Annotated in this window: 21 protein-coding genes and 1 tRNA gene; 14 read left to right on the top strand and 8 right to left on the bottom strand. The window is 64.7% G+C overall.

From position 1 onward, the window contains the following. Positions 1–147: 147 nt before the first annotated feature. Positions 148–1,332, bottom strand: coding sequence for a MarP family serine protease (locus ASH00_RS00295; RefSeq protein ID WP_056543429.1), 1,185 nt, complete (start codon positions 1,330–1,332; stop codon positions 148–150). Positions 1,333–1,539: 207 nt separating this feature from the next. On the opposite strand from ASH00_RS00295, the gene ASH00_RS00290 reads away from it, so the two are divergent. Next, positions 1,540–2,217: a Crp/Fnr family transcriptional regulator gene (locus ASH00_RS00290; protein WP_026544229.1), complete on the top strand. Its 678-nt coding sequence runs from the start codon at positions 1,540–1,542 to the stop codon at positions 2,215–2,217. Positions 2,218–2,243: 26 nt separating this feature from the next. Here the strand turns inward: ASH00_RS00290 and ASH00_RS00285 are convergent, their stop codons facing one another. From ASH00_RS00285 to ASH00_RS16540, 4 genes are all read right to left on the bottom strand, one after another. Then, positions 2,244–2,819, bottom strand: coding sequence for a hypothetical protein (locus ASH00_RS00285; protein ID WP_157358940.1), 576 nt, complete (start codon positions 2,817–2,819; stop codon positions 2,244–2,246). Between the two features lie 545 nt (positions 2,820–3,364). Then, positions 3,365–4,276: an NUDIX hydrolase gene (locus ASH00_RS00280; RefSeq protein ID WP_056543425.1), complete on the bottom strand. Its 912-nt coding sequence runs from the start codon at positions 4,274–4,276 to the stop codon at positions 3,365–3,367. 5 nt (positions 4,277–4,281) lie between these two features. Then, positions 4,282–4,764, bottom strand: coding sequence for a RidA family protein (locus tag ASH00_RS00275; RefSeq protein ID WP_056543422.1), 483 nt, complete (start codon positions 4,762–4,764; stop codon positions 4,282–4,284). Further along, positions 4,761–4,922 carry a DUF4177 domain-containing protein gene (locus ASH00_RS16540; RefSeq protein ID WP_157358939.1) on the bottom strand — a complete coding sequence of 54 codons (162 nt, stop codon included), beginning with the start codon at positions 4,920–4,922 and terminating at the stop codon, positions 4,761–4,763. The genes ASH00_RS00275 and ASH00_RS16540 overlap by 4 nt, the downstream gene beginning before the upstream one ends. Positions 4,923–4,959: 37 nt before the next feature. Between ASH00_RS16540 and ASH00_RS00270 the strand changes: the two genes are divergently transcribed. From ASH00_RS00270 to ASH00_RS00250, 5 genes are all read left to right on the top strand, one after another. Then, positions 4,960–7,305 (top strand): transglycosylase domain-containing protein, encoded by a 2,346-nt coding sequence (locus ASH00_RS00270; protein ID WP_162252833.1) that lies wholly within the window; start codon positions 4,960–4,962, stop codon positions 7,303–7,305. 2 nt (positions 7,306–7,307) lie between these two features. Beyond that, the gene (locus tag ASH00_RS00265; RefSeq protein ID WP_235563098.1) at positions 7,308–8,243 is read left to right on the top strand and encodes a metallophosphoesterase; all 936 of its coding nucleotides are present in this window, start codon (positions 7,308–7,310) and stop codon (positions 8,241–8,243) included. A 120-nt stretch (positions 8,244–8,363) separates the two neighbouring features. Further along, a complete protein-coding gene (locus ASH00_RS00260) occupies positions 8,364–10,184 on the top strand; it encodes an ABC transporter ATP-binding protein (protein WP_056543412.1) in 1,821 nt (606 codons plus the stop codon). 104 nt (positions 10,185–10,288) lie between these two features. After that, entirely contained in the window at positions 10,289–12,058 is a 1,770-nt protein-coding gene (locus ASH00_RS00255; RefSeq protein WP_056546416.1) for an ABC transporter ATP-binding protein, read from the top strand. A 103-nt stretch (positions 12,059–12,161) separates the two neighbouring features. After that, a tRNA-Pro gene (locus ASH00_RS00250) sits at positions 12,162–12,238 on the top strand. A gap of 84 nt (positions 12,239–12,322) precedes the next feature. Here ASH00_RS00250 and ASH00_RS00245 read toward each other — a convergent pair. Together ASH00_RS00245 and purD are read right to left on the bottom strand one after the other, a co-directional pair. After that, the gene (locus tag ASH00_RS00245; RefSeq protein WP_056543409.1) at positions 12,323–13,189 is read right to left on the bottom strand and encodes a phosphoribosylaminoimidazolesuccinocarboxamide synthase; all 867 of its coding nucleotides are present in this window, start codon (positions 13,187–13,189) and stop codon (positions 12,323–12,325) included. Between the two features lie 2 nt (positions 13,190–13,191). Then, positions 13,192–14,517 carry a phosphoribosylamine--glycine ligase gene (gene purD / locus ASH00_RS00240; RefSeq protein ID WP_056543407.1) on the bottom strand — a complete coding sequence of 442 codons (1,326 nt, stop codon included), beginning with the start codon at positions 14,515–14,517 and terminating at the stop codon, positions 13,192–13,194. 159 nt (positions 14,518–14,676) lie between these two features. Between purD and ASH00_RS00235 the strand changes: the two genes are divergently transcribed. The 7 genes from ASH00_RS00235 to purM all read left to right on the top strand — a co-directional run bounded on the left by ASH00_RS00235 (position 14,677) and on the right by purM (position 22,193). Beyond that, the gene (locus ASH00_RS00235; RefSeq protein ID WP_235563097.1) at positions 14,677–16,233 is read left to right on the top strand and encodes a molybdopterin-dependent oxidoreductase; all 1,557 of its coding nucleotides are present in this window, start codon (positions 14,677–14,679) and stop codon (positions 16,231–16,233) included. A 90-nt stretch (positions 16,234–16,323) separates the two neighbouring features. Continuing rightward, complete coding sequence (locus ASH00_RS00230) at positions 16,324–17,328, top strand: asparaginase (RefSeq protein WP_056543402.1); 1,005 nt, start codon at positions 16,324–16,326, stop codon at positions 17,326–17,328. 2 nt (positions 17,329–17,330) lie between these two features. Then, positions 17,331–17,720: a sterol carrier family protein gene (locus tag ASH00_RS00225; protein ID WP_056543399.1), complete on the top strand. Its 390-nt coding sequence runs from the start codon at positions 17,331–17,333 to the stop codon at positions 17,718–17,720. Next, positions 17,717–19,165 carry a DUF2079 domain-containing protein gene (locus ASH00_RS00220; RefSeq protein WP_056543396.1) on the top strand — a complete coding sequence of 483 codons (1,449 nt, stop codon included), beginning with the start codon at positions 17,717–17,719 and terminating at the stop codon, positions 19,163–19,165. Before ASH00_RS00225 ends, ASH00_RS00220 begins: the two co-directional genes overlap by 4 nt. Before the next feature lie 18 nt (positions 19,166–19,183). Further along, complete coding sequence (locus ASH00_RS00215) at positions 19,184–19,471, top strand: hypothetical protein (RefSeq protein WP_056543393.1); 288 nt, start codon at positions 19,184–19,186, stop codon at positions 19,469–19,471. A gap of 41 nt (positions 19,472–19,512) precedes the next feature. Further along, on the top strand, positions 19,513–21,072 hold the full coding sequence (purF, locus tag ASH00_RS00210; protein WP_056543390.1) for an amidophosphoribosyltransferase: 1,560 nt from the start codon (positions 19,513–19,515) through the stop codon (positions 21,070–21,072). Beyond that, positions 21,069–22,193 carry a phosphoribosylformylglycinamidine cyclo-ligase gene (gene purM / locus ASH00_RS00205; RefSeq protein WP_056543387.1) on the top strand — a complete coding sequence of 375 codons (1,125 nt, stop codon included), beginning with the start codon at positions 21,069–21,071 and terminating at the stop codon, positions 22,191–22,193. The genes purF and purM overlap by 4 nt, the downstream gene beginning before the upstream one ends. Before the next feature lie 181 nt (positions 22,194–22,374). On the opposite strand, the gene ASH00_RS00200 is transcribed toward purM, so the two are convergent. Beyond that, complete coding sequence (locus tag ASH00_RS00200; protein ID WP_056543382.1) at positions 22,375–22,602, bottom strand: DUF3073 domain-containing protein; 228 nt, start codon at positions 22,600–22,602, stop codon at positions 22,375–22,377. A 274-nt stretch (positions 22,603–22,876) separates the two neighbouring features. On the opposite strand from ASH00_RS00200, the gene ASH00_RS00195 reads away from it, so the two are divergent. After that, complete coding sequence (locus tag ASH00_RS00195; RefSeq protein WP_056543380.1) at positions 22,877–24,199, top strand: septum formation family protein; 1,323 nt, start codon at positions 22,877–22,879, stop codon at positions 24,197–24,199. Positions 24,200–24,249 lie beyond the last annotated feature (50 nt).

Raw genomic sequence — 24,249 nt, 5'->3', positions numbered from 1 at the left:
ATCTGTTACCTGGCGGACACGTCACTGTGCCCGGGCGGCGCACGGGCAGGCCGTGTTGCCTAATGTGACGAGCCTAACTCCCAGCGCGGGCGCATGCAGTATTTCCCGTCAGCAAGCGATCACGATTTGGTTAAGCGCCGGCACTTCCTAGCGTTCGGTGCACTGCCCGGCGGACACGGTTTCACTGAGCGCTGCTGCCTGTTCGACGACGGGACGGAGCTCCTCCAGTGTCAGCGCATACCCCACTGGCACATCAGCCGTGGATTTCGCAAAGATGACTCCGGCGACGCGGCCCTCCATGTCCAGGAGCGGCCCGCCGGAATTCCCCTGCTGAACGTTTGCGGCCAGTGTATAGACGTCGATCGCCGTCGGGTCAGCCCCGTAGATGTTCTCGACAAGGACGTCGGACCGGTTCTGGATGCTTGCCGGTTGAATCTGGAACGGCCCGCCCGCTGGGTACCCGGCGAAGGCCGCGGTGTCCCCGGTTTCGAGGTCCTCCCCGAGTGCAAGCGGCGCGCGGTCCAGGCCGTCCACAGCGATCACGGCGATGTCCCTCACCGGATCGAAATAGACAACGCTTCCCGGCACTGCGCCTGCACCGGGAACCTCGACGACCGGCTGGTTTACCCCTGCCACCACATGAGCGTTGGTGACTACCCGGCCCGGCGCGACGATGAATCCGGACCCGGTTTGGTTCTGGCCGCACTGGTAGGCGGTTCCGGCGATGCGCAGGACCGATTGGGATGCGGTGGCGAGCGCCGGTGTGTCCACTGATGCATCCGGTACCGGAGCCGGGCTGGCCGGCGCCACACCCTCAAGAAGCGTGGGTATGCCGTCAGCAACGGCAATGGAGCGGATCTGCGCCATCCAGGCACGAACGGGCGACGGCGTCAGGGTGTCAATACTGCCGAGCACCTTCGACGATGCGATTGACTGGGAAAGGAAGGGCACGCCCATGGTGCTGATGCTGAAAGCCAGCATGGCAAGTACCAGCGCGGCCACAACGACGTTGGTGGCCCCTCCCAGAAGGCGGTCGATGACGCGCACGGGAGCTGACCCGGCCCTGCTGCTGAGCGCACGTCCCAGTCCGGCGCCGAGTGCCTGCCCGATGATGACCAGGAGCAGGGCAGTGGCGATCACCGCGGCGAGCCGCCAGGAGTCCTCGGATACCGACGCACTGACCAGCGGTATGGCGAAGAAGGCGCCCACTGCGCCGGCCGCGAACCCGATGATGCCGCCGAGGGTGACCAGGAAGCCGTTCTTCAGCCCGGCAATGAGGTAGCCAATCAGCATCAGCACCAGGATGATGTCCAGGAGTGTAAAACCGAACACGCCACTCCCTTTCCAGGAAGCGCTGCACTTCCCCTGCTGAGCTTTGATTCTACGGTCCCGCGCTGACAGTCCGCCGGGAAGGGTTGGAGTGATTTGCCCTACCCCGTGGGCGAACACGCGTGTAGCAGGTGTCACAACGTCCCCGCGTACGGCAAGATGGGAAAGGACGGGAAACTGGCTGGTTTTGCATCATACAGAGGAGATTTCATGGATATCGAGGTACTGCGCAGGGCGCCCCTGTTCGCTTCACTGGGCGACGAGGTGTTTGCGGCGCTCACTGACGAGCTGACCGAAGTGGACCTGTCGCGCGGCGCATCGGTCTTCCGGGAAGGCGATCAGGGCGACCAGCTCTACTTCATCGTCTCCGGCAAAATCAAGCTTGGCCGTACCGCACAGGACGGCCGCGAGAACCTACTGGCAATCCTCGGCCCCGGTGAGCTCTTCGGCGAAATGGCCCTGTTCGATCCCAGCCCCCGCACCGCCACGGCCACGGCTGTGTCCGAGACCCGCCTCGCCGGCCTCAAGAACGAGAACCTTCGTGCCCTGCTGGAAACCCGCCCCGAGGTGTCCGCCCAGCTGCTGCAGGCCTTGGCCCGCCGGCTGCGCCGCACCAACGAATCCCTGGCGGACCTGGTCTTCTCCGACGTACCGGGCCGCGTGGCCAAGGCACTGCTGGACCTCGCGGACCGCTTCGGCCGCCCTGCCACTGACGGCATCCTCGTAGCCCACGAACTGACCCAGGAAGAACTCGCGCAGCTTGTCGGCGCCTCGCGTGAAACCGTGAACAAAGCGCTGGCCGAGTTCGTCCAGCGCGGCTGGCTGCGCCTGGAGGCGCGCGCAGTCGTCATTTTGGACATCCAGCGGCTGCGTCAGCGCAGCCGCTAGCCCCCCTTTGGGAACTTTTGTGCAGGTCAGGTGACTTCAGCCGCCGGGAAGTCACCGTAGGTGCGCAAAAGTTCCTGGGATCCCGGGCGCCATCCCTGCCGGAGGAGTGCCTTCTTGACCTTCGCGACGACCCGCCAGCCGCCCTCCGGCAGGTCAAGGCGGTTCAGTTTCACCTGCGCCCACTCAACCTCTGCAACTTTGGCATCTCTGGCCATATCCTTGGCCTGCTGTTCGGGCGTCAGGTGATGCTCGCCGTCGTATTCGATACAGACCCGGAACGCCTCGCAGCCAAGGTCCGTCCAGGCAACGATCAACCCGTTTGCGTCCCGTAGCGAATAGTTCACCGAGAATTCCGGTAACCCTGCGTCCTCCAGGATCAGGCGCACTAGACTCTCCGGTGGCGAGTCGACGCCGACGCGAAGCCGATCAAAAGCTGACCGCGCCCTCTGTATGCCCCAGCTCCGTCCGTGTGTTGCGATGAACCGCTCCAGGTCCCGTTTCGGGACCATTGGGATCCTTGGCGGGCCGAAGGAGCGGGTGTGTTCGCTGATGATCTGGTCGCCGGCAACCACCAGGTCCTCGAGCGGTAGCACCGTTGCCAAATCCAGCCAGGTTCGGCGAGCGACGTCACAGGCAACCCATCGATTTCAACAACGTCTCCTTCGGAGATATCGAGGCGATGGCCCTTGACTCCCTTCCTGCGCGGTCCGGCTGTCTGTCTACCACGGGACAAGTGCACCTGCTCGTGGGAAATCCAGTGCGGTAGGTGTATCCCGTGAATCTCTGCGGCGGTCGTATGCGAAACGAAACTCCCCGGCAGCAACTCCACGTAGGGTCGGCAGCGCGATAAAACGGGATGGATAGCGCCGACGGGCACGCGCACTTCCCGGCTGGGGGTGGTCAGATCCTTCGCGCGCGTTCGGCTGATCGACAGGTCAGCGCTGAGCGCTGACCGCAAGGTGAAGGACCGTCCAACCAGTTCGTCGGGCAAGGGAGCGCGTTTGGCCATGTTCTATCTCAACGCATTCCCGAATCCTGTGCGCCGACTATCCACAGCCGGCAACTTTTGCGCAGATCATGCGGCTTCCGACGCTGGAAAGTCACCGTAGGTGCGCAAAAGTTCCAGATTGAAGCTGGACGACGGCGGCTACCGGCCGCGCTGCTCAGAGCCTTCCGTGGCGGTTGAGCACTCGACCTCGATCTTCGTTTCACCCTCGGCCTCAACGAGCCGGGGGGAGAAGACCTTCATCGGCCGCTTGTGGGAAAGATAGGCGATGCAGCCGCGCGAGGAGCCAATCTTCTCGAGAATGAGCTCAACCGCCGGGACGGTGAGCTCGCTCAGCGTCCGGCCGGCGGTGTTCGGCTGGTTGACCTCGTCGCCGAGGGAGGTGGTATTGCGCTGCATGATCTCCTCGGCAGACCACCGCCACTGTCCCCACACGCCCTTGCTCGCCAGGAGGGTAGGCTCCTGGTTCACCGGCTGGGCCGCGGCAAAGTACCTCGTATCGAAACGGCGATGAGCAAAGTCGGGGCTTAGCCACGCGGAGAGCGGCTTGATCAGGTCGGTGCGCAGACCGAGGCCCCGCTTGGCGAGGATCTCCGCAAACGTCCTGTCACCGGCGGCGATTGCTTCACGGGCTTCCATCCACTGCGGGTGGCGGGTGCCCTCAACAAGGCTCGACGCATCCGGGCCGGCGAGCAGCACGCCGGTCTCCTCGAAAAGTTCGCGGATCGCGGCAATCACAAATCGCCGCGCAACATGATGATCATCGGTTGCCAGTGCCGCTGCCCAGTGGGCAGGTGAGGGGCCAAACCAGGTGACGGGATCGTCGTCGTTCTCCTCCACACTTCCGCCGGGGAAGGCCACCACGCCAAGCGGTGACTCCCCCCGGCGGTAGGAGAGGTACACCTCGGTACCGACCGGAGCGTCACGGATCAACACGACCGACGACGCCGGACGCGGCTTCATTGGGGTGCGCTCGCCGTGATCAATCCAGCTGCGGGCGGCACCCTGCTGCTCTTCCGGGACTGGGAAGAGCCTGGTGCTTGAACGGTTCACGGTGACTAGATGAACTCCGCGATAATCTCGACTTCTACCGACGCATTCAATGGTAGTACCGCAACCCCGACGGCGGAACGCGCGTGGGCGCCGGCCTCGCCGAATACCTGCCCCAGCAGCTCGGACGCTCCATTGATGACCCCGGGCTGGCCCGTGAACGTGGGATCCGACGCGACGAAGCCCACCACCTTGACGATCCGGCTGATGCGGTCGAGGTCTCCGATCTGGGACTTCACAGCCGCGAGTGCATTGACTGCGCAGACGGCCGCAAACTCCTTGGCCTGCTCGGCTGCTATGTCACTGCCGACCTTGCCTGTAGCTGGGAGTTCACCGTTAATAAACGGAAGCTGCCCGGAGGTGTAGACGTAGTTGCCGGAGACTACTGCGGGAACGTAGGCGGCCACCGGAGCGGCCACCTCGGGGAGGGTGATCCCGAGATCCTTCAGCCTGCTCTCCACCGCTGACACTGCTTCATTGGCGCTGGTCACGACGCGTTTTTCTCCCGTTTGAGATAGGCAACCAGACCGTTGCCGTCAGGCCCCGGAACCACCTGCACGAGCTCCCAGCCGTCCTCACCCCACTGGTCGAGAATCTGTTTCGTTGCATGGATGATGAGCGGAATTGTGGAGTACTCCCATTTGGTCATGACTCACAGGGTAGCGCGTGCTTGTAAACTGGAGTGCATGGCTGCTCGTAAATCTCCTTTCTTTGACACGGCAACCACCCTGGGGAAAATCATTGCATTTCTTGGAATCAGTGGATTGAGTGGGGTGCTTGCTGCCGGTCTCCTCGTGCCCGTGGCTGCTGCTGCCGGCACCGGCGCCTCCGCGTCCATCCAGTTCTTCGAGAACCTCCCGGCTGAGCTTGAGCGCGGTGCGCTCGCCCAACCCTCCAAGATCGTTGCCTCCGACGGCTCGCTGATCGCCACTCTGTATGAGGAGAACCGCCAGCCCGTGACGCTGGATCAGGTCTCCGAGAACATGACTGATGCGCTGATCGCCATCGAGGATGACCAGTTCTACAACCACGGCGGCGTTGACCTGCAGGGCATCATCAGCGCTGCCATCAGCAACATCAGCAGCGACACCACCCGTGGGGCTTCCACCATCACGCAGCAGTACGTCAACAACGTACTCATCGACGCCAGCATGCAGAGCGGCGGCGACATCACCTTCAGCGGTCAAAAAACCCTGGGCGACAAGCTCCGTGAAGCGAAGCTGGCTATCGCCGTGGAGAAGGAGCTGAGCAAGGACGAGATTCTCGCCGGCTACCTGAACATTGTGCCGTTCACCGGCAACACCTACGGCGTCCAGGCCGCCTCCAAGTACTTCTTCAACGTTGAGGCGAAAGACCTGAACATCCAGCAGGCCGCGTTGCTGGCCGGCGTGGTCAACGGTCCCACCTTCTACAGCCCCGAGCTCTACCCGGAGCGCTCGCTGGAGCGCCGCAACCTGGTGATCGGCCGCATGCTGGAGACCGGCAAAATTACTCAGGAAGAGTATGACGCCGCCGTTGCCTCCGATCTCGGACTGAACATTACGCCGGTCCTTAATGGCTGCGTAGGCGCCGAGCAGGCACCCTACTTCTGCGACTACGTGACGCACCTGGTCCTCAATGATCCTGCCTACGGCGAAACCCGTGAGGACCGGGAGAACCTGCTGTACCGCGGCGGTCTGACCATCAAAACCACACTCGATGCGCGCGCACAGGCAGCTGCCCAGACGGCAATCAATGAGACAGCGAACCGCGAGACCACCGATCCCGCCGTCGGTCACTCCATGGTGAGCCTCGAGCCGGGCACCGGAGACATCCTGGTCATGGCTCAGAACACGCGGTTCATGCCGGGTGAAACGCCGGGCGACTCCGTGCAGAACTTCAACGTGGACTCCTATTACAAGGGTGATCCGAACAAACCCATTGGCGGTCTCGGCGGATTCCAGCCGGGCTCGACCTTCAAGCCGTTTGTCGTGGCCGCCTGGCTGGAAGACGGCCGGTCGCTCAATACAGTGGTGGACGGCAGCAAGAAGGCTTACCCTGCCGGCGATCGCTGGGAGGCCAGCTGCCTGCCGCGAGGGTTCTACGAGATCCTCAGCGACGACCCGAATTACGAGTACGAGCCGCAGAACTATGGCGACACCAATTACGGCAATTACACCGTTCTTGAAGGCCTTGCGCAGTCCTACAACACGGTGACCTTCGAGACCGCCGAACAGCTCGACCTCTGCAAGATCCGTGACATGGCCTTCGAGATGGGCGTGCACAACGGGAAGAGCTCGGAGGGTGAGCCACTTCCGGTCGATGTCAACGTCCCGATGCTCATCGGTGGTTCGAGCGACGTCTCCCCGATGTCGATGGCAACCGCCTATGCCACCCTTGCCGCCGAAGGCCTCAAATGCGAGCCTCGGGCACTTGTTGAAGTGACTGCGGTCAACGGAGACACTTATCCGGTTCCGCCGGAATCATGTGAGCAGGTCATCCCGAAGGAAATCGCGCGCGGAGTAAACTACGCCACCCAGGCAGTGATAGAGCGCGGTTCGGGCCAGTTGCTTGAGTTCGGCGACATCCCCATGGCCGGCAAGACCGGCACCAATGACGCCCGCTCGCAGACCTGGTTCATGGGTTACAACTCCGCCATGGCAACGGCCTCGTGGATCGGTAACTGGAAAGAAGGCAACACGAGCCTTAGCGGAATGCAGATTGGCGGACGGACTTACCCGGAGATCGACGGTTCGCTGATCGCTGCGCCGTCCTGGGCCCGCTACATGCAGCAGATCCAAGGTTCCTACCAGCCCGAGCCGTTTGCTGACCCGCCGTCGAACATGATCAATACCAGCCGCCAGGAACAGCAGGACCAGTTCTCACAGCAGCCGAATTCCAACGGGACAACCAACGGCACAACCAACAACGGTCAGCTGATTCTCCCTCCGGCACCCGGCGGTAACACCTTGCCCGTTACGCCCCCGGACAATTCAGGCAACAATGGGAACGGCAACGGTAATGGAAACGGCAACGGCGGAGGTAACGGCTGATCGTGGGGACAACCACAGAGGGTTCGCGTAACGGCGCAGCGGTAGCGCTGGGCATAACAGCAGCGGCCGGCGTCGCCACCTTCGGGTACGCAGCGTTCGTCGAGCGCAACCTCTTCGGACTTCGCAAGGAGAACCTCGCGATTCTTCCCCCCGGCAGCAGGCCGCTGCAGGTCCTGCACCTCTCGGATATCCACATGGTGCCCCGTCAGGCCGCCAAGACCAAGTGGCTGCAGGGCCTGGCCGAGTTGAAGCCGGACCTCGTGGTGAATACCGGCGACAACCTCAGCCACCCCAAGGCGCTTGCGCCCCTCCTGGATGCGCTCGAACCGCTCCTCGAGTTCCCGGGTGTCTTTGTTCCCGGTTCCAACGATTACTACGCACCGCGGCTGCAGAATCCGTTCAAGTACTTCACCGGTCCCTCCTCAAGCAAGGCAGACAAGCCGCTGAAGGAACTTCCCTGGCAGCAAATGTTCGCGCGGTTCGGCTCCGCAGGCTGGGTTGATCTGACCAACCGGTCGCAGTCGGTTGCTGTTCGCGGCGTCCGGCTCGATCTGAGCGGCGTTGATGATCCGCATTTGGGACGGGACAAGTTCGCCGGCTTCCCGGCGGGAAGCAGCACCGCAGGCGAGGCACCCCACCTTCGTGTCGGCGTCGCCCATGCCCCGTACCAGCGTGTCCTCGACACCTTCACCGACGGCGGAGCAGACCTGATATTCGCCGGCCACACACATGGCGGACAGGTATGCGTTCCCGGGTACGGCGCCCTTGTCAGCAATTGTGATCTGCCCACCTGGCGTGCCCGTGGTCTGACCCAGTGGGAACACAACGGCCGGACAGCCCCGCTGAATGTGTCCGCAGGAATCGGAACCTCGCGGTTTGCGCCAGTCCGTTTCGCCTGCCGCCCCGAAGCAGTATTACTGACGCTCACGTCCCGCTGAGCAACGGGTCCGCGGTGTCGGTTCCCTGACGAGCGCGTCGCGCACGGTCTGACATAGGATTGTTGCTGGGGGACACGAAAATTTCGGCTCCCTCGAATCTTCAACTTTCGAGAGAAGTACATGCCGACGCAAACAACGCTGTGGGAGTCTCTCAGGCGCCTGTACCCGCACCTCAAGCCGATCATTCCGCGACTGGTTCTGGGGCTTTTTGCCGCGCTCGGTGCGAGCGTCATGGTGCTTGCCATCCCGCAGGTCTTCCGGGTCCTCGTCAATGACGCCCTGGCGGAAGGTCAGGCGAGTTCCACCGTGTGGATCGCATCCGGGATTGTTCTGGTGCTCGGAGTGCTCGAGGCCGTCTTCGTTGCCCTGCGACGGTTCTTCGTCATCAATCCTGCAACCACGGTAGAAACCAACCTGCGCACGTCTTTCTACCGTCATCTGCAGAACCTCGCGGTAGCCTTCCATGACCGTTGGGGCAGCGGCCAGCTGCTGTCGCGTGCCATGTCAGACCTCAACCTCATGCGGCGGTGGATGGCATTCGGCGCCATCATGCTCGTGGTGGACGCAATCACGCTGACCGCGGGCGTGGCCATCATGTTCTTCATGAGCTGGCCCTTGGCCCTGATCTTCCTGACTGCAGCGGTACCCGTGATGATCTACGGATTCCGCTTCCGGACTTCCTACAGCAGGGTCTCGCGCAAGAGCCAGGACCAGGCGGGTGACCTCGCCACCACCGTCGAGGAATCGGTCCACGGAATCCGCGTCCTGAAGGCCTTCGGGCGGAGCCGGGAAGCCCTGGACGCCTTCAGTGACCAGGCCGAGGAACTGCGTGAAACGGAAATCCACAAAGCCAAAAGCCTGGCCACGTTCTCACTGATCGTGACGCTGCTCCCCGAACTCGCCCTGGGCGCTTCGCTGGTCACCGGCATCCTCCTCGCTGTCAACGGTGATGTCACCATCGGCGGACTGGTCGCGTTCTTCGCAACCGCCGGAGTGGTGGCGGGGCGCGTCGAGTTCATCGGCCCGCTGCTCGCCATGACGTTCACAGCCAAAACGGCAATCGACCGCCACTACGAGGTCATGGAGTCTGAGAACACGATCACCGGACCGCCTGATCCCCGCACGCTTCCCGATCCGCACGGCGAAGTAACGTTCGACGACGTCTCCTTCCGTTATCCCGATGCGAAGGACACGTCCACTTCGGTCATAGACGGAGTCAACCTCACGCTGAGGGCCGGCGAAACCATGGCTCTGGTGGGAGTGACCGGCTGCGGCAAGAGCACCCTGCTCCAACTGGTCCCCCGCCTCTACGATGTCACCGGCGGAGCTATCCGCATCGACGGGATCGACCTCCGCGAGTTCTCTCTGGAGGAGCTGCGCCGCCACGTAGCGGTGGCTTTCGAAGACACGACACTGTTTTCCAACTCGGTCCGCGAAAACGTCCTGATGGGTGTGGACGCCCAGGACGACGACGACGCCATCCTCACCGAGGCGCTGGACGTTGCGCAGGCGCACTTCGTGTATTCGCTTCCCGAGGGCGTGGATACGCTCATCGGTGAAGAGGGACTCAGCCTCTCCGGCGGGCAGCGCCAGCGGCTGGCGCTCGCCCGGGCCATCGCGGCCAAGCCGCGGGTGCTGGTCCTCGACGACCCGCTGTCCGCGCTCGATGTGCGCACGGAGGAACTTGTGGAGGAGCGCCTGCGCGAGGTCCTCGCGGATACCACCACACTGATTGTGGCCCACCGCCCCTCCACAGTGGCGCTCGCCGACCGCGTCGCGCTCATGGAGAACGGACGCATCTCCGAGGTCGGTACCCACACCGAACTGCTGGCCCGCAGCGACCACTACCGCTACGTCATTGCGAGCCTCACCGAGGAACCCGTGGACCTCGACAGCGAGCTGGAAGAGCTGGAGCACAACGACCAGGAGGCCCGCGCATGAGTGCAGCACCGAAACAGGAGAAACAGGAAAAGCCGAACAGGCGCACCCGCGCGGGCCAGCCGCCGTCGATCATTTCCTCAGGAGTCTCCAACGAGGACGAGGTGATGCTGGACCGGGCACAGAACAAATCGGTGCGGACACGGTCCTTCAAACTGCTCGGCTCGCTGATCCGCCCCAACCGCAGGCAATTCATCTGGACCGCATTCCTCGTGGTCTTCTCCCAGATCGCACGGGTGGCCGGGCCGGCGATCATCGCCTTCGGTATCGACCACGCTCTCCCCTCGCTGCTGCAGGGCGACTCCGCGCTGCTCTGGGCTGCGGGCATCACCTACCTCATCGCGGCCGTACTGGCAGCGACCCTCACAGCCGGCTACGTCCTCGCAGCAGCCCGGCTGAGCCAGGAAATGCTGCTGGATCTCCGCCTGCGCGTCTTCCGGCACACCCAGCGGCTCAGCCTCGAGTTCCACGAGAAGTACACCTCCGGGCGCATCATCTCCCGCCAGACCTCTGACCTGGAAGCGCTGCGCGAGCTGCTCGACTCCGGGGTCAGTTCCCTGGCGTCCGGCCTGATGTACATGATCTTCACCGCCGTCACCATCTTCGTGCTCGACTGGCCCACGGGATTACTCCTTCTGGTCGCGGCTATCCCCATGACGTTCCTGGCGCGCTGGTACCAGAAGCACTCGCAGATCGCCTACCGGTCATCGCGGGTGGTGTCGGCGAAGCTGATCGTCCACTTCATCGAGACGATGACCGGCATCCGTGCGGTCAAGGCGTTCCGGCGCGAGAAGGTCAACGCAGACCGCTACGACGAGCTCGCCGAGGACTACCGCAAGGTGACGGTGCGCTCGATCAACCTCAACGGCGTCTTCCAGCCGGGCCTGGTCCTGATCGGCAACGTGACGGTGGCCGCGGTGCTCCTGTTCGGAGGCTTCCGGGTGCTTGGCGGATCGCTCGAGGTCGGCGCGCTGCTGGCACTGCTGCTGTACAGCAAGCGGTTCTTCCAACCGGTTGACCAGATGGCCATGTTCTACAACTCGTTCCAGTCAGCAGCGGCGGCGCTCGAGAAGGTGTCCGGGCTCCTGGAGGAAGTACCGACGGTGCGCCCGCCGAAGAACCCCGTGCCGTTGAAGGACGCGCAGGGCCTAATAGAGTTCGACGGCGTTGAGTTCCGTTACGGGGATGGTCCCGTCATCCTGCCGCGCATGGACCTCACGATCCCGGCCGGGCAGACGATTGCCCTCGTTGGCCAGACGGGCGCCGGCAAGTCCACTCTTGCCAAGGTCATCGCCCGGTTCTACGACGTCTCCGAAGGCAGCATCACCCTCGACGGGGTGGACCTCCGTCAGCTGTCGCCGCAGGACCTGCGCCGCGCCGTCGTGATGGTCACGCAGGAGGCGTTCCTGTTCAGCGGGAGCGTGGCTGACAACATCGCCCTGGGCAAGCCTGAGGCGAGCCGGGAAGAAATCGAGCAGGCGGCCAGGGCTGTGGGAGCCCACGACTTCATCACGTCGCTGCCCGAGGGCTATGACACCGACGTCAACAAACGCGGTGGCCGGGTCTCCTCGGGGCAACGGCAGCTCATCAGCTTTGCACGGGCGTTCCTCGCCGATCCGGCAGTCCTGATCCTGGACGAGGCAACGTCCTCGCTGGACATCCCCAGCGAACGGCTGGTCCAGCAGGGCCTGCAGAAACTGCTCGGCAACCGGACCGCGTTGATTATTGCGCACCGGCTCTCCACGGTGGAGATCGCGGATCGCGTGCTGGTGGTTCACGACGGCGCAGTGGTCGAGGACGGAACGCCGGCTGACTTGATCAGCGGCAACGGCCGGTTCGCCACCCTGCACGCAGCGTGGCAGGACTCGCTGGTCTAGTGCCGGTCACCGAGCTGCTGTCCATGGCGCGCTGGTTCGTCAGGGACGCCGTTGTCCGTTATCCTTGAGAGGTTGCTTTCGGGGCTTCCCGGAACAGCTCAATCGGGGTGTGGCGCAGCTTGGTAGCGCGCGTCGTTCGGGACGACGAGGCCGCAGGTTCAAATCCTGTCACCCCGACCACTGAAGAAAAGGTGCCCGCAGTTCACACTGCGGGCACCTTTTCGTTTCTGTGTCAGACGCGGTGAAGCGTCACACGAAGCGAGGTCAGACGAACGTCCGGCCGGTCAGCCGCTCGTAGGCTTCGATGTACCGGGCGCGTGTCTTCGCGATAACCTCCGCGGGCAGTGCAGGCGGTTCTGACACACGGTCCCAACCGGCGTCGTCGGACGTGAGCCAGTCGCGGACAAACTGCTTGTCGAAGGAGGGCTGTGACTTCCCCGGCGAGTACAGGGCCGCGTCCCAAAACCGCGACGAATCCGGCGTCAGCACCTCGTCGCCGAGGGTCACTTCACCGGAGCGGGACATTCCGAACTCCACCTTGGTGTCCGCAAGGATGATCCCGCGATCCAGCGCAATCGACTCCGCGCGGGAGTAGATATCGAGCGTCAGCGAGCGCAGCTTCGCGGCGAGATCATCCCCCAGCATCATGACGACGGCGTCATAGGTAATGTTCTCGTCGTGCTCCCCCACCTCAGCCTTGGCCGACGGCGTGAACAGGGGCTCGCGCAAACGGGAGCCGTCCACCAGGCCTTCCGGCAGCGGCAGCTCACACACCGTCCTTGACTCGTTGTACTCGAGGAGCCCGGAACCGGTCAGGTATCCACGCGCTATGCACTCGACGGGGTACATGTCCAACCGCTGACAGATCATGGCCCGGCCCTCAACCTCGGCGGGAACGTCGGTGGACAGGACGTGGTTGGGGATGCCGGCCAGTTGCTCGAACCACCACAGGCTCAGCTGGGTCAGAACGCGTCCCTTGTCCGGGATCTCGGAGGACAGCACAAAGTCGTAGGCGCTGATCCGGTCACTGGCGACCACCAGCACGCGGTCGTCCTCTCCCGTCACGGGTTCATACAGGTCCCGAACCTTCCCGGAGTAGATGTGCCGCCAACCCGCAAGTTCCTGTGCCATCCCTATGCCCCGCCCGTCTCTGAACCCGCCGCTGAAGCTGGCTGGGAAACCGGCTGCGAAACAACAACCTCGCCCCGCGCGGCCTTCGCAGCAATATCCGTGCGGTACTGGCCGCCGTCCAGGTCAAGGCGGCGCACGCCGTCGTACGCTTTGCTCCGCGCTTCCGCCAGGTCCTCCCCCAGCCCGACGACGGCAAGCACCCGCCCACCGGCGGAGACCACCGAACCGTCTTCACTCAGCGCAGTGCCCGCGTGCAGCACGGACACGCCATCCAGGGCAGCCGCGTCCGCGAGACCACGGATTTCATCGCCGGTGCGCGGTGAATCGGGGTAGTTTGCTGACGCGAGGACCACGGCGACCGCGGCCTCCGATGACCAGTTCAGGTTGTCGACCGTGTCCAGCTCCCCCTTTGCAGCAGCGAGCAGGACGCCACCCAGAGGCGTCTTGAGCCGGGCCAGCACGGCCTGTGTCTCGGGATCCCCGAAGCGGGCGTTGAACTCGATCACGCGCAGCCCGCGCGAAGTGAGCGCGAGCCCGCAGTACAGGACCCCCGTGAACGGAGTGCCGCGGCGTGCCATCTCCTCGATGGTGGGCAGCGCAACGCGCTCAATCACCTCATCCACCAGACCGGACGGCACCCATTCCAGCGGCGAGTAGGCACCCATGCCGCCGGTATTCGGTCCTTCGTCATCGTCGAAGATGCGCTTGAAGTCCTGTGCCGGGGCAAGTGGCACCACGCTGGTGCCGTCCGAGAGGACAAACAGGGACACCTCGGGGCCGTCAAGGTATTCCTCGATCACCACCGAGCCGCCGGCGCCAAAGCACACCTCGGCGTGTTCAAGGGCGGCAGCCCGGTCCGACGTGACCACCACGCCCTTGCCCGCAGCCAGGCCGTCATCCTTGACCACATACGGTGCGCCGAAGGAGTCCAGCGCCTCTTCGGCTTCGGCTGCAGTTGACGCGACCTTCGCCATGGCGGTGGGAACACCGGCGGCGGCCATGATCTGCTTGGCGAACGCCTTCGAGGCCTCGATTTGCGCCGCAGCTTTCGTGGGTCCGAAGACGGGGATGCCGGCGGCGATCAGCGCGTCCGACACACCGGCAGCCAACGGAGCCTCAGGGCCCACAACCACGAGGTCGGAACCGAGCCGCCCAGCCAGTTCCGTCACAGCAGTCGGGTCATTCGCATCGATGCTGTGCACGGGGACATCCTGCGCCATTCCGGCGTTCCCGGGAGCCGCATGCACCTCGCTTACGAATGGATCGGCAAGGAGCGCTCGGACAAGGGCGTGTTCGCGGCCTCCAGGGCCAATAACGAGAACCTTCACAGTAGTTCAGGGTACTGGGTCCTCCCCCACCCAACTACTGGCCGCAGAAACTGTGAAGTCAGCCGGCACGTCCGGAATACCAATACACCGGGTCTGTCTCTCCGAACACCCAGTATGAAAGCCGTTCGCACCTCCAGCCGCGCCGCCACGACACTAGCCATGCTTGCGGGCATACTCGCTGCCGGGCTGGTCCTCGGTGTGGCCGAGCTGATCGGTGCCTTCTTCTCCACCCGGTCGGCCCCGCTGATTGCACTCGGCTCCACGTTCATCGACTTCACGCCGGCCTGGTTGAAGGACTTCGCGATCGACACCTTCGGCACCAACGACAAGCTCGCGCTCTTCGTCGGCATGGCCGTCACCATCATCATCCTCGCCGCGATCCTCGGCTACCTGGCATGGCGGCGCTGGATCCTTGGCGTGGCCGGTGTCCTCCTCATGGGCGCCGTGATGGTTGCCGCCGTCGTCTCCCGTGCCGGTGCATCCGTAAGTGACGCGATCCCTTCGGTGATCGGCACACTGGCCGGCCTGGCCGCGCTCCGCTGGATGATCCGGAAACTGCATTCGGCGCAGCCACAGACCGAGACCACAACCAACGACGACGACGGCGCCTTCAACGCTGGCGGTTCCCGCCCGGGCGGGACAAAGGCTTCCGTCAGCAGGCGCGGGTTCTTCGCGGCAGCGGGGGTCACCGCCGTCGTCGCAGCCGCGACGGCAGCGGGAGGCGCCGTCGTCAGTGGAATCCGCAACACCGTCAATGTTGCCCGCGAGCGCCTGAGCTTCCCGGCACCCGCCAGCCCTGCGATGCCGGTCCCACCGGGTGTGGACGTGGACCTGGACGGGGTTGAGCCGTGGCTGACCCCCAATCCGGAGTTCTACCGGATCGACACGGCCCTGCAGGTCCCCACCATCGATGTGGACACCTGGGAGTTGCGCGTGCACGGCATGGTGGAGGAAGAGATCCGCATCAACTTCCAGGACCTGCTAAATTCCGAACTGATCGAACGGCACATCACGCTGACCTGTGTCTCCAACCCGGTAGGCGGGGAGCTGATCGGCAACGCCAAGTGGCTCGGTTACCCCATCCGCGAGCTCCTTGCACGCGCCCGTCCCACCGAAGGCGCTGACATGGTCCTCTCCACCAGCACCGACGGCTTCAGCGCCTCCACTCCCCTGCCCATCCTGCAGGATGAGCGGGACGCCATCCTCGCAGTAGCCATGAATGACGAGCCGCTGCCCCTCGAGCACGGCTATCCGGTGCGCATGGTGGTCCCTGGGCTGTACGGGTACGTGTCAGCCACCAAATGGGTGGTGGACCTTGAAGTGACCCGTTTCGCGGACGCCACGGCTTACTGGACGGACCGCGGCTGGGCTGAGAAGGGCCCGATCAAGACGCAGTCTCGTATTGAGGTTCCGCGGCCGTTCGGCAACGTGGCTGCCGGTACCTTCCGGGTGGGCGGCACTGCCTGGGCGCAGAACCGCGGCATCGACAAGGTGGAAGTCCAGATTGACAACGGGCCCTGGGAGGAAGCCACTCTCGCGGCCGAATACACCGTGGACACCTGGCGGCAGTGGACCCACGAAGTGCAGCTCGAGCCCGGTTCCCACCGGATCCGCTCACGGGCTTATGATCCCGACGGCGTCCAGACCGAAGAGCGTGCCGATACCGTTCCCGACGGCGCATCGGGCTGGCACACGGTCCAGTTCTCAGCAGAGTAGGACCGCCCCTATCCTTGTGCCCATCGGATGACCCGTTCCCTCCGGTGGGCACAAGCTACATCCGCCTCGACGATGCGTAATACTGGAACCATGCCCTCCACTTTTACCTCCTCCAGCGCGGTTGACCTCGCGGTCCTGGAGCGCAACGGCTTCATTGAGTCCCGCCACATCGGCTCAGCCGTGGTCCTCGCAGCGGACGGCACCACCGTCACGGAACTCGGTGACGTCAACGCGCCGATCTTCCCCCGCTCCACCCTGAAGCCGTTCCAGGCACTGGCTGCCATGCAGGCCGGCGTCCCGCTCCGCGGAGCCCAGGTTGCGTTGGCAGCTGCCAGCCATGTCGGCAGTTTCGAACACATGGACGTCGTGAAGTCCATGCTGAGCGCCGCCGGAGTCACCGAGGAGGACCTGCAGTGCCCGGCTGACTGGCCGCAGGACGAGGAAGCCCGACACTCGCTCATCCGCAGCGACAAGGGCCGCCAGCGGGTAGCCTTCAACTGCTCCGGCAAGCACGCCGCTTTTCTCTGGGCCTGCACCGAAAACTCGTGGGACCACAAGACCTACCTGGATCGCGGCCACCCGCTGCAGCAGCGCATCGCCGCCATCATCGAGGAATACACCGAAGAGAAAGTGGAGCACTGGGCAGTGGACGGCTGCGGCGCTCCGCTCGGCGCCGTTTCACTCACCGGTCTCGCGCGGGGAATCGGCAAGATCGCCAAGGCCCCCAGTGACAAAAACGCCGATGCCCGCGCGGCCACCATCGCAACCGCCATGCTGGATTATCCGTGGGCGGTCCACGGCCACGGACGCGAGAATTCGGTAGTGATGGAAGACCTCGGGATCCTGGCGAAGAACGGAGCCGAGGGCGTCCTCGTCATGGCTACACCCACCGGCGTGTCCATGGCGCTCAAGATCCTGGACGGCAATATCCGCGCCACCACACTGGTAGGGCTCACTCTTCTGGCCGCCTCAGGTGCCCTCGAGGCGGAGGCTGTAGCACCGGTACTGGAGAAGGTTGTGCAGCCCGTGCTGGGCGGCGGCGAGCCCGTCGGCCAACTGCGCCTCGCCGCTCCGGTCATGGCGCTGCTGGACTGACCATGGCGAGACGGCGTATCCCACCCGCGGACGGCAACGCTGCAGTCCGCGCGGTGGCCGCCGGCAGCACTGACCGCACAGAACGCACGACGGCGGTTCGCTATTCCCTGGAGGAGCTCGCCTTCCGCGCACCCGGCAACAGCGTGGAAGTGCGCGTCCCGCCACTGGGCGTGACGCAGTGCGTCGAGGGTCCCCGCCATACCCGCGGAACCCCGCCCAACGTCATTGAAACCGATGCTGACACCTGGCTCGCCCTCGTCCTGGGGACCCTGACCTGGGCCGAAGCCCTCACCTCCGGCGCAGTCGCGGCATCCGGTCAGCGGGCGGACCTCTCCGCGCTCCTGCCACTGTTTCCCCAGGCACCGCGCAGGCCCGCGACAGGCCCGGCATGATCCTCGAGCGCCACCATGCCACGCAGCCGAACCTCCTTGTCCGGGGATTGCGTGGCGCGCTCACTGCCCTTCGCCGGCAGCCCGTGGAAGCCTGGGTGGTTGCCGGTGTTGTCACCGCCCTGTACACGATCTTCTCGGTCGCTCAGTGGAACCGGTTCGACACCCCGTCCTGGGACCTCGGCATCTTCACCCAGCTCGCCAAGGCCTATGCGGGGTTCGACGCGCCCATCGTGCCGATCAAAGGGGACGGGTTCAACCTCCTCGGCGACCATTTCCACCCCCTGCTCGTCATCCTGGGACCCGTGTATGCGCTCTTCCCGTCCGGATTGACCCTGCTGGTCCTCCAGAACCTGCTGGTGGGCTGGTCGGTCCTGATTCTCACTCGCCTGGCCGTGCGGCATGTTGGGCGCGTCCCGGGGCTCTTCCTTGGAGCCGCCTACGGCCTGTCCTGGGGCATCCAGGCCGCCGTCGCTGTGCAGTTTCATGAGGTGGCGCTGGCACTGCCCCTGCTGGCGCTGGCGTTGGAGGCGTATATCGAGGGCCGGCTGCGCACCGCCGTCGTCGCGGGCGCACTGCTGGTGTTCGTGAAGGAGGATATGGGGCTGACTGTCTTCGCGTTCGGGCTGGTGCTGGCCTGGCGCTTCCGACGCCGCTACCAGGCCGGTCTGGGGCTGGCAGTCTGGGGGCTCGCCTGGGTAGTCCTGTCGGTCGGGGTCGTCCTGCCGGCGCTGAACACCGGCGGCACCTACGACTACTCCGACCGCATTGACGTGGCCGCGCTCCTGGCCAACCCCGTGGGCACCATGATCACCATGATGACGGTCGTGGAGAAGTACCAGACGCTGTGGCTGCTGCTCCTTGCCGGCGGGTTCCTGTTCCTCCGCTCGCCGCTGGCCGCGGTGTTGCTTCCTACCCTGATGTGGCGTTTCGCTGCGGGGAATGAGTCCTACTGGGGGCCGGACTGGCACTACAACGCCGTCCTCATGCCCATCCTGTTCGCCGCGCTCATTCATGCGATTCTTCGCGCCCGCGAGAGCAGGCACGGCTGGCTGCGCTCCTATAGCGCCGCCGTCGTACCAGTGGTCAGTGTGGTGGCTCTCATGCTGCTGCCCGGGCAGCCACTGGCTGCGCTTGCGAAGCCGGAGACGTTTCAGCAGTCGCCGCGCTGGGATGCGGCGCACCGGATGATGGACAAGATTCCATCCGACGCAACGGTTGAGTCCGGCGTGTTGCTGATGCCGTACCTGGTGCCGGAGGCCGAGGTGTACTGGATCGGCAATGAGAACCCGGCGCCTGACTACCTGGTGGTCGACGCCGAGGACTGGAGCTGGGGGCCCACCCGCCCGGCCAGCGCGGAACAGCACGTTGAGGAAACCTATCCGGGCGAGGATTACACCTTGGTCTTCGATGAGGCCGGGTACCAGCTGGTCAAGCGGGAGACCTGATCCCGGTAGCCTTGAACCATGAGTTCGCAGCAGCCTCCAGAGCGCCGGCAGGTCACCATTCGACGGGCGCCGAAATTCGGTCCGTTCATGGGCCTCGGTGCGTTGATCGGATTCATCGCCGCGCTGATCGTGGCCTACACCGGCCCCGCTGACCCCACGCTGACCCGCGAGTCCGTCCTGGGCTTCTTCACGGTGGTTTTCGCGATCCCCGGAGTGCTGGTCGGTGGTCTCCTGGCGCTGCTGCTCGACCGGATCAGCGTACGCCGGATGAAGCAGGCGACGGCGGAGCGCACCGACGACGAATAGCCCGGCAATCCAGCCTCATTACGCCGTGAGAGAATGGGGTAATGGTGCGCGGTGACGGACAGCTTTCCCATGATCTACTTCCCGGCGAAAAAGGCCCCCAGGATGCCTGCGGCGTCTTCGGCGTCTGGGCCCCCGGCGAGGAAGTCGCCAAACTGACCTACTACGGGTTGTATGCGCTGCAGCACCGCGGCCAGGAGTCAGCGGGCATCGCCACCAGTGACGGCACCCGGATCAACGTCTACAAAGACATGGGTCTGGTGTCCCAGGTCTTCGACGAGGCCACGCTGAACACCCTCACCGGCCACATTGCGGTGGGCCACTGCCGCTACTCCACCACCGGGTCCTCCAACTGGGCCAACGCGCAGCCCACCCTCGGCGCCACCGCCGTAGGCACCGTTGCCCTGGCTCATAACGGCAACCTCACCAACTCGGCCGATCTCTACCAGACCGTCCTCAACCGTCATGGTAAGCCGCGCTCCGGAGAGATGGCGCAGGGCAACACCTCGGATACAGCCCTGGTCACCACCCTGCTGGCCGGGGATGACGGCCGCTCCCTCGAAGACACCGCCATGGACCTCCTGCCAACCATTGAGGGCGCGTTCTGCTTCGTGTTCATGGATGAGGGCACCCTGTACGCCGCACGCGACCCCCACGGTGTCCGTCCGCTGGTGCTTGGCCGGCTGGAGCGCGGCTGGGTTGTCGCGTCGGAGCAGGCTGCGCTCGCCACCGTGGGCGCCAGCATCATCCGTGAGATTGAGCCCGGCGAGTTCATAGCGATCGACGAGGGCGGCGTCCGTTCCCGCCGCTTTGCACCGACCACGCCGGCCGGTTGCGTTTTCGAGTATGTGTACCTTGCCCGGCCCGACGCCTCGATCGCCGGCCGCTCGGTCTATGATTCGCGCGTCGAAATGGGCCGGCAGCTGGCCCGGGAGAACAAGGCGGAAGCCGACGTCGTCATTCCGGTTCCGGAATCCGGCACACCCGCCGCAGTTGGTTTCGCTGAGCAGTCCGGGATTCCGTTTGCCCACGGATTCGTGAAGAACGCGTACGTGGGGCGCACCTTCATCCAGCCCAGCCAGACGCTCCGCCAACTGGGCATCCGGCTGAAGCTCAACGCGCTGGAGTCCGTCATCAAGGGGAAGCGGATCATCGTAGTTGATGACTCCATCGTCCGCGGCAACACCCAGCGGGCCGTGGTGCGGATGCTGCGCGAGGCCGGCGCCGCCGAAGTTCACATCAAGATCTCCTCCCCGCCGGTGCGCTGGCCGTGCTTCTACGGCATCGACTTTGCCTCACGCGCGGAGCTGATCGCCAACGGCGCGGCAGTGGATGAGATCGCCGCGTCGATCGGCGCAGACAGCCTGGCCTACATTTCCGAGGACGGCATGATCGAAGCCACCAAGCAGCCGCGGGAGCGGCTCTGCACGGCGTGCTTCACCGGGAACTACCCGATCAAGCTTCCCGAGGAAGACCGCCGCGGCAAAAACCTCCTTGAGCGGGCTGATCCGGCCGAAAAGCCGGGCGCCACCGGCTGCGATCCCGGGCCGGGCAGCGAACTTGAGACCCTCCTGACCGAAGCAGACAAGAAAGAGCGGGTATGAGCTCACCTGACCCCATCACCTATGCAAGCGCCGGAGTAGACGTCGAAGCCGGCGATCGGGCGGTGGAGCTCATGAAGGACGCCATCAAGGCCACCCACACAACCAATGTTGTCGGCGGCGTCGGCGGTTTCGCGGGTCTCTACGATGTCTCGAAGCTGCTGACGTACCGCAAGCCGCTGCTCGCCACCTCAACTGACGGTGTGGGAACCAAGGTTGCCATCGCGCAGGCCATGGATATCCATGACACCATCGGGTTCGATCTCGTGGGCATGGTCGTGGATGACATCGTGGTGGTTGGTGCGGAGCCCCTCTACATGACCGACTACATCGCCTGCGGCAAGGTGGTCCCTGACCGCATCGCAGCTATTGTGCGCGGAATCGCCTCCGCTTGTTCCGTCGCGGGAACGGCCCTCGTGGGAGGCGAGACCGCCGAGCATCCCGGCCTCCTGGGTGAGCATGAATATGACGTCGCGGGCGCCGCCACCGGCGTGGTGGAAGCGGACGCACTGCTTGGCCCTGAGCGGGTGCGCGAGGGCGACGTCATTATCGGCATGGCGTCCTCCGGCCTGCACTCCAACGGCTACTCGCTGGTCCGCAGAGTCATCAACCAGGCCGGCTGGGCCCTGGACCGGCAGGTCTCGGAACTCGGGCGCACGCTCGGTGAGGAACTCCTCGAGCCCACGCGCGTATACGCGGCCGACTGCCTGGACCTCGCCCGGCGCTTCCCCCTTGATTCCGACGGCGCCGTCCACGGTTTCAGCCATGTCACCGGCGGCGGTCTTGCCGCCAATCTCGCGCGCGTTCTGCCGCGTGGACTTGAAGCAACCGTGGATCGCTCCACCTGGTCGCTTCCGCCGGTTTTCAGCCTGGTGTCCGAGCTGGGAAGCGTACCGCTGCCGGATCTGGAGCGCACGCTGAACCTCGGTGTCGGCATGGTGGCGGTGGTTTCCGCGGCAGGAGCCGACAGCGCTGTTGCACGGCTGAACGATCGCGGCGTTCCCGCGTGGGTCATGGGCCAGGTGGCACGTGCTTCCCGCGAGAGCACCGACGGACCTGATTATGTGCAGGGTGCAAAGGGTGTGGACGGCGGCTCCGTGCGGCTGGTCGGTTCCTACGCCTGATCTTCTTCGGGAGCCCCGCTCGGGCACTGGTCCGGGCGGAGGCCCCGAAAATGTCCCATCGGGCAGCGGCTACCGAGCCGCATCACAATTCTTGGGCACAACAAGAACCAGCGGCCTGACGTGATCGTCCTGGCCGCTGGTTCTCAACGTCTTATGCGAGCGTTCTGCTCAGAAGAGGAGGTTATCCGATGCGGCGGGTGCCGCCGTCGTCCTCTTCATCATCAAACTGCTCCGCGTATTTATCCTCATACGCCGAATAATCCGGCTCAACCGGATCATCATGGCGGGAGGCACGACTACCGGTTGCCTTGAGCTCGCGTTGCAGCGCCGAGTAGTCCGTGGACGGGCTGAAATACTTCATGTCCCGTGCCTGCTTGGTGGCTTTCGCCTTCTGACGGCCGCGCCCCATGGCGTGACCCCCTTTTTGCGTCGATCCGGAGGTGGTCGCCATGGCCAACAAAATAACGGCGTAGCGAGGCCCCGGAGTATCCGGTTAATGTGTCGTATGTATAGGTTACATGGTTTCTCGGGCCGGACGTGCGGGCCCCACCGCCGGATGGAGCCGGAGACCCACCGAAGGTCTGCCTCCATGGGGGAAAAGCCCTTTGTTAGCTAGAGTCGTGGGGTAATCATGACCATAGCCAGCCCGCCGTTCCGGCAGGCGCATGAGGGGGCAGTTCACTATGAGCGATCAGCCGGACACGCCGGAGGATGACAAATCGGCATCGGCAGACGCTTCCGTTCCGGAGCCCGAGATCCTCAAGGCCGAGGACGTTTACCTTGCGGATCCGGATGTCTCCGGGGATGCGGTGGAACCTACCCTCAACACCTCGGCCGAGGATGTCCGGCTCATTGAACCGTCCCTTGGAGCGGCGGAAATCAGCGGGGACGCAGCCGAAGCCGCCTCTTTGGATGATGCGGCTGCAGAGGCCGCGCAGGTAGCGAAAGAAGCAGAGGACGTCGGCACACTGGTAGCCGGCCCCCGTCCCACCGAGGACCCGGCTGAGGCTGCCGTGCCGGCGGGCACTGCGCCTGCCGGCGGCGCAGCAGGGGATGCAGCGCCAGGCGGATTGACGAGTTTCGCGGCATCAGGCACCGAGCCGGCCTGGACGGGCCCGGGCAGCGATGAGGCCCGCTGGGACGCGTTGTTCGACGCCGGCCAAGCTAACGCATCCGCCGCCGCCTTGAAGGCCGATGAGGGTACAACCGCCGCCGGGGACCCGCAACCAACCGACCCCACCGGAACTGGAACCGGGACTGAAGTCGCAGCTGAAACCGGAACTGAAGAACCGGAAGCAACCAGCGCATCCGCAGATTCCGCCGCTCCCAAAGCGCCCTGGGCCCAACCATTCGCGAGCGGGCAGCCGCAGGCTCCCGGGAGCCCTGTTCCGCCTGTTGGCGGGCCCTATGGCCTTCCACCGGCGGGAGGGGATGACCCTGCCCCTACGCGCATCCGAGCCCGTTCCGCCGGCCGCTCGTCCCACGGCGGAAGCCGGAAAAAGCTGATCATTCTGGGTGTTGCGGGACTGGTGGTGCTCGCCCTGTTGATCTTCGCGATCGCGAGCATCGTCAATGCGCTGCGTGCGGACACTTCCGATGCCGCGTCCCCTGCCAGTACCACTCCGGGTGCGGACGGAATCATTGCGGAAGGCATCTCGCCCCTCGAACTCGTCGCCGGAGACTGTATCCTCGGCTTCGATTCCACTGACCTCAGCGCTGACGTCACCACCGTTACGTGCACCACGCCGCACAATGCCCAGCTACTGGCCACCACATCCTTCCCCGAGGACTCAGAGTTCCCCGGGGAAGCTGCACTGAATGCCAGCGGAGACGATCTGTGCAACTCGGTGGCGATTGATGAGAACGCGGCCGCAGAGTACGCGGACCTCACACTGACCCAGGTCACCCCGACGTCGGGTACCTGGGCGGACGGCGACCGGCGCATCGACTGCTTCGTAGTCTCCGATGAGGGCAACGTCATCACAGACTCCCTGCTTGCCGGGTGACCGGAAGAAGTGCCTGGATCCCCGTACCGGCGCCGTCGGCACGGGGTTCT

The sequence above is a fragment of the Arthrobacter sp. Soil782 genome, from assembly GCF_001428435.1.
GTDB lineage: Bacteria > Actinomycetota > Actinomycetes > Actinomycetales > Micrococcaceae > Arthrobacter_D > Arthrobacter_D parietis.
Note: the sequence above shows the minus strand (reverse complement) of the source record. Positions and strands in the feature narration are given on the sequence as shown.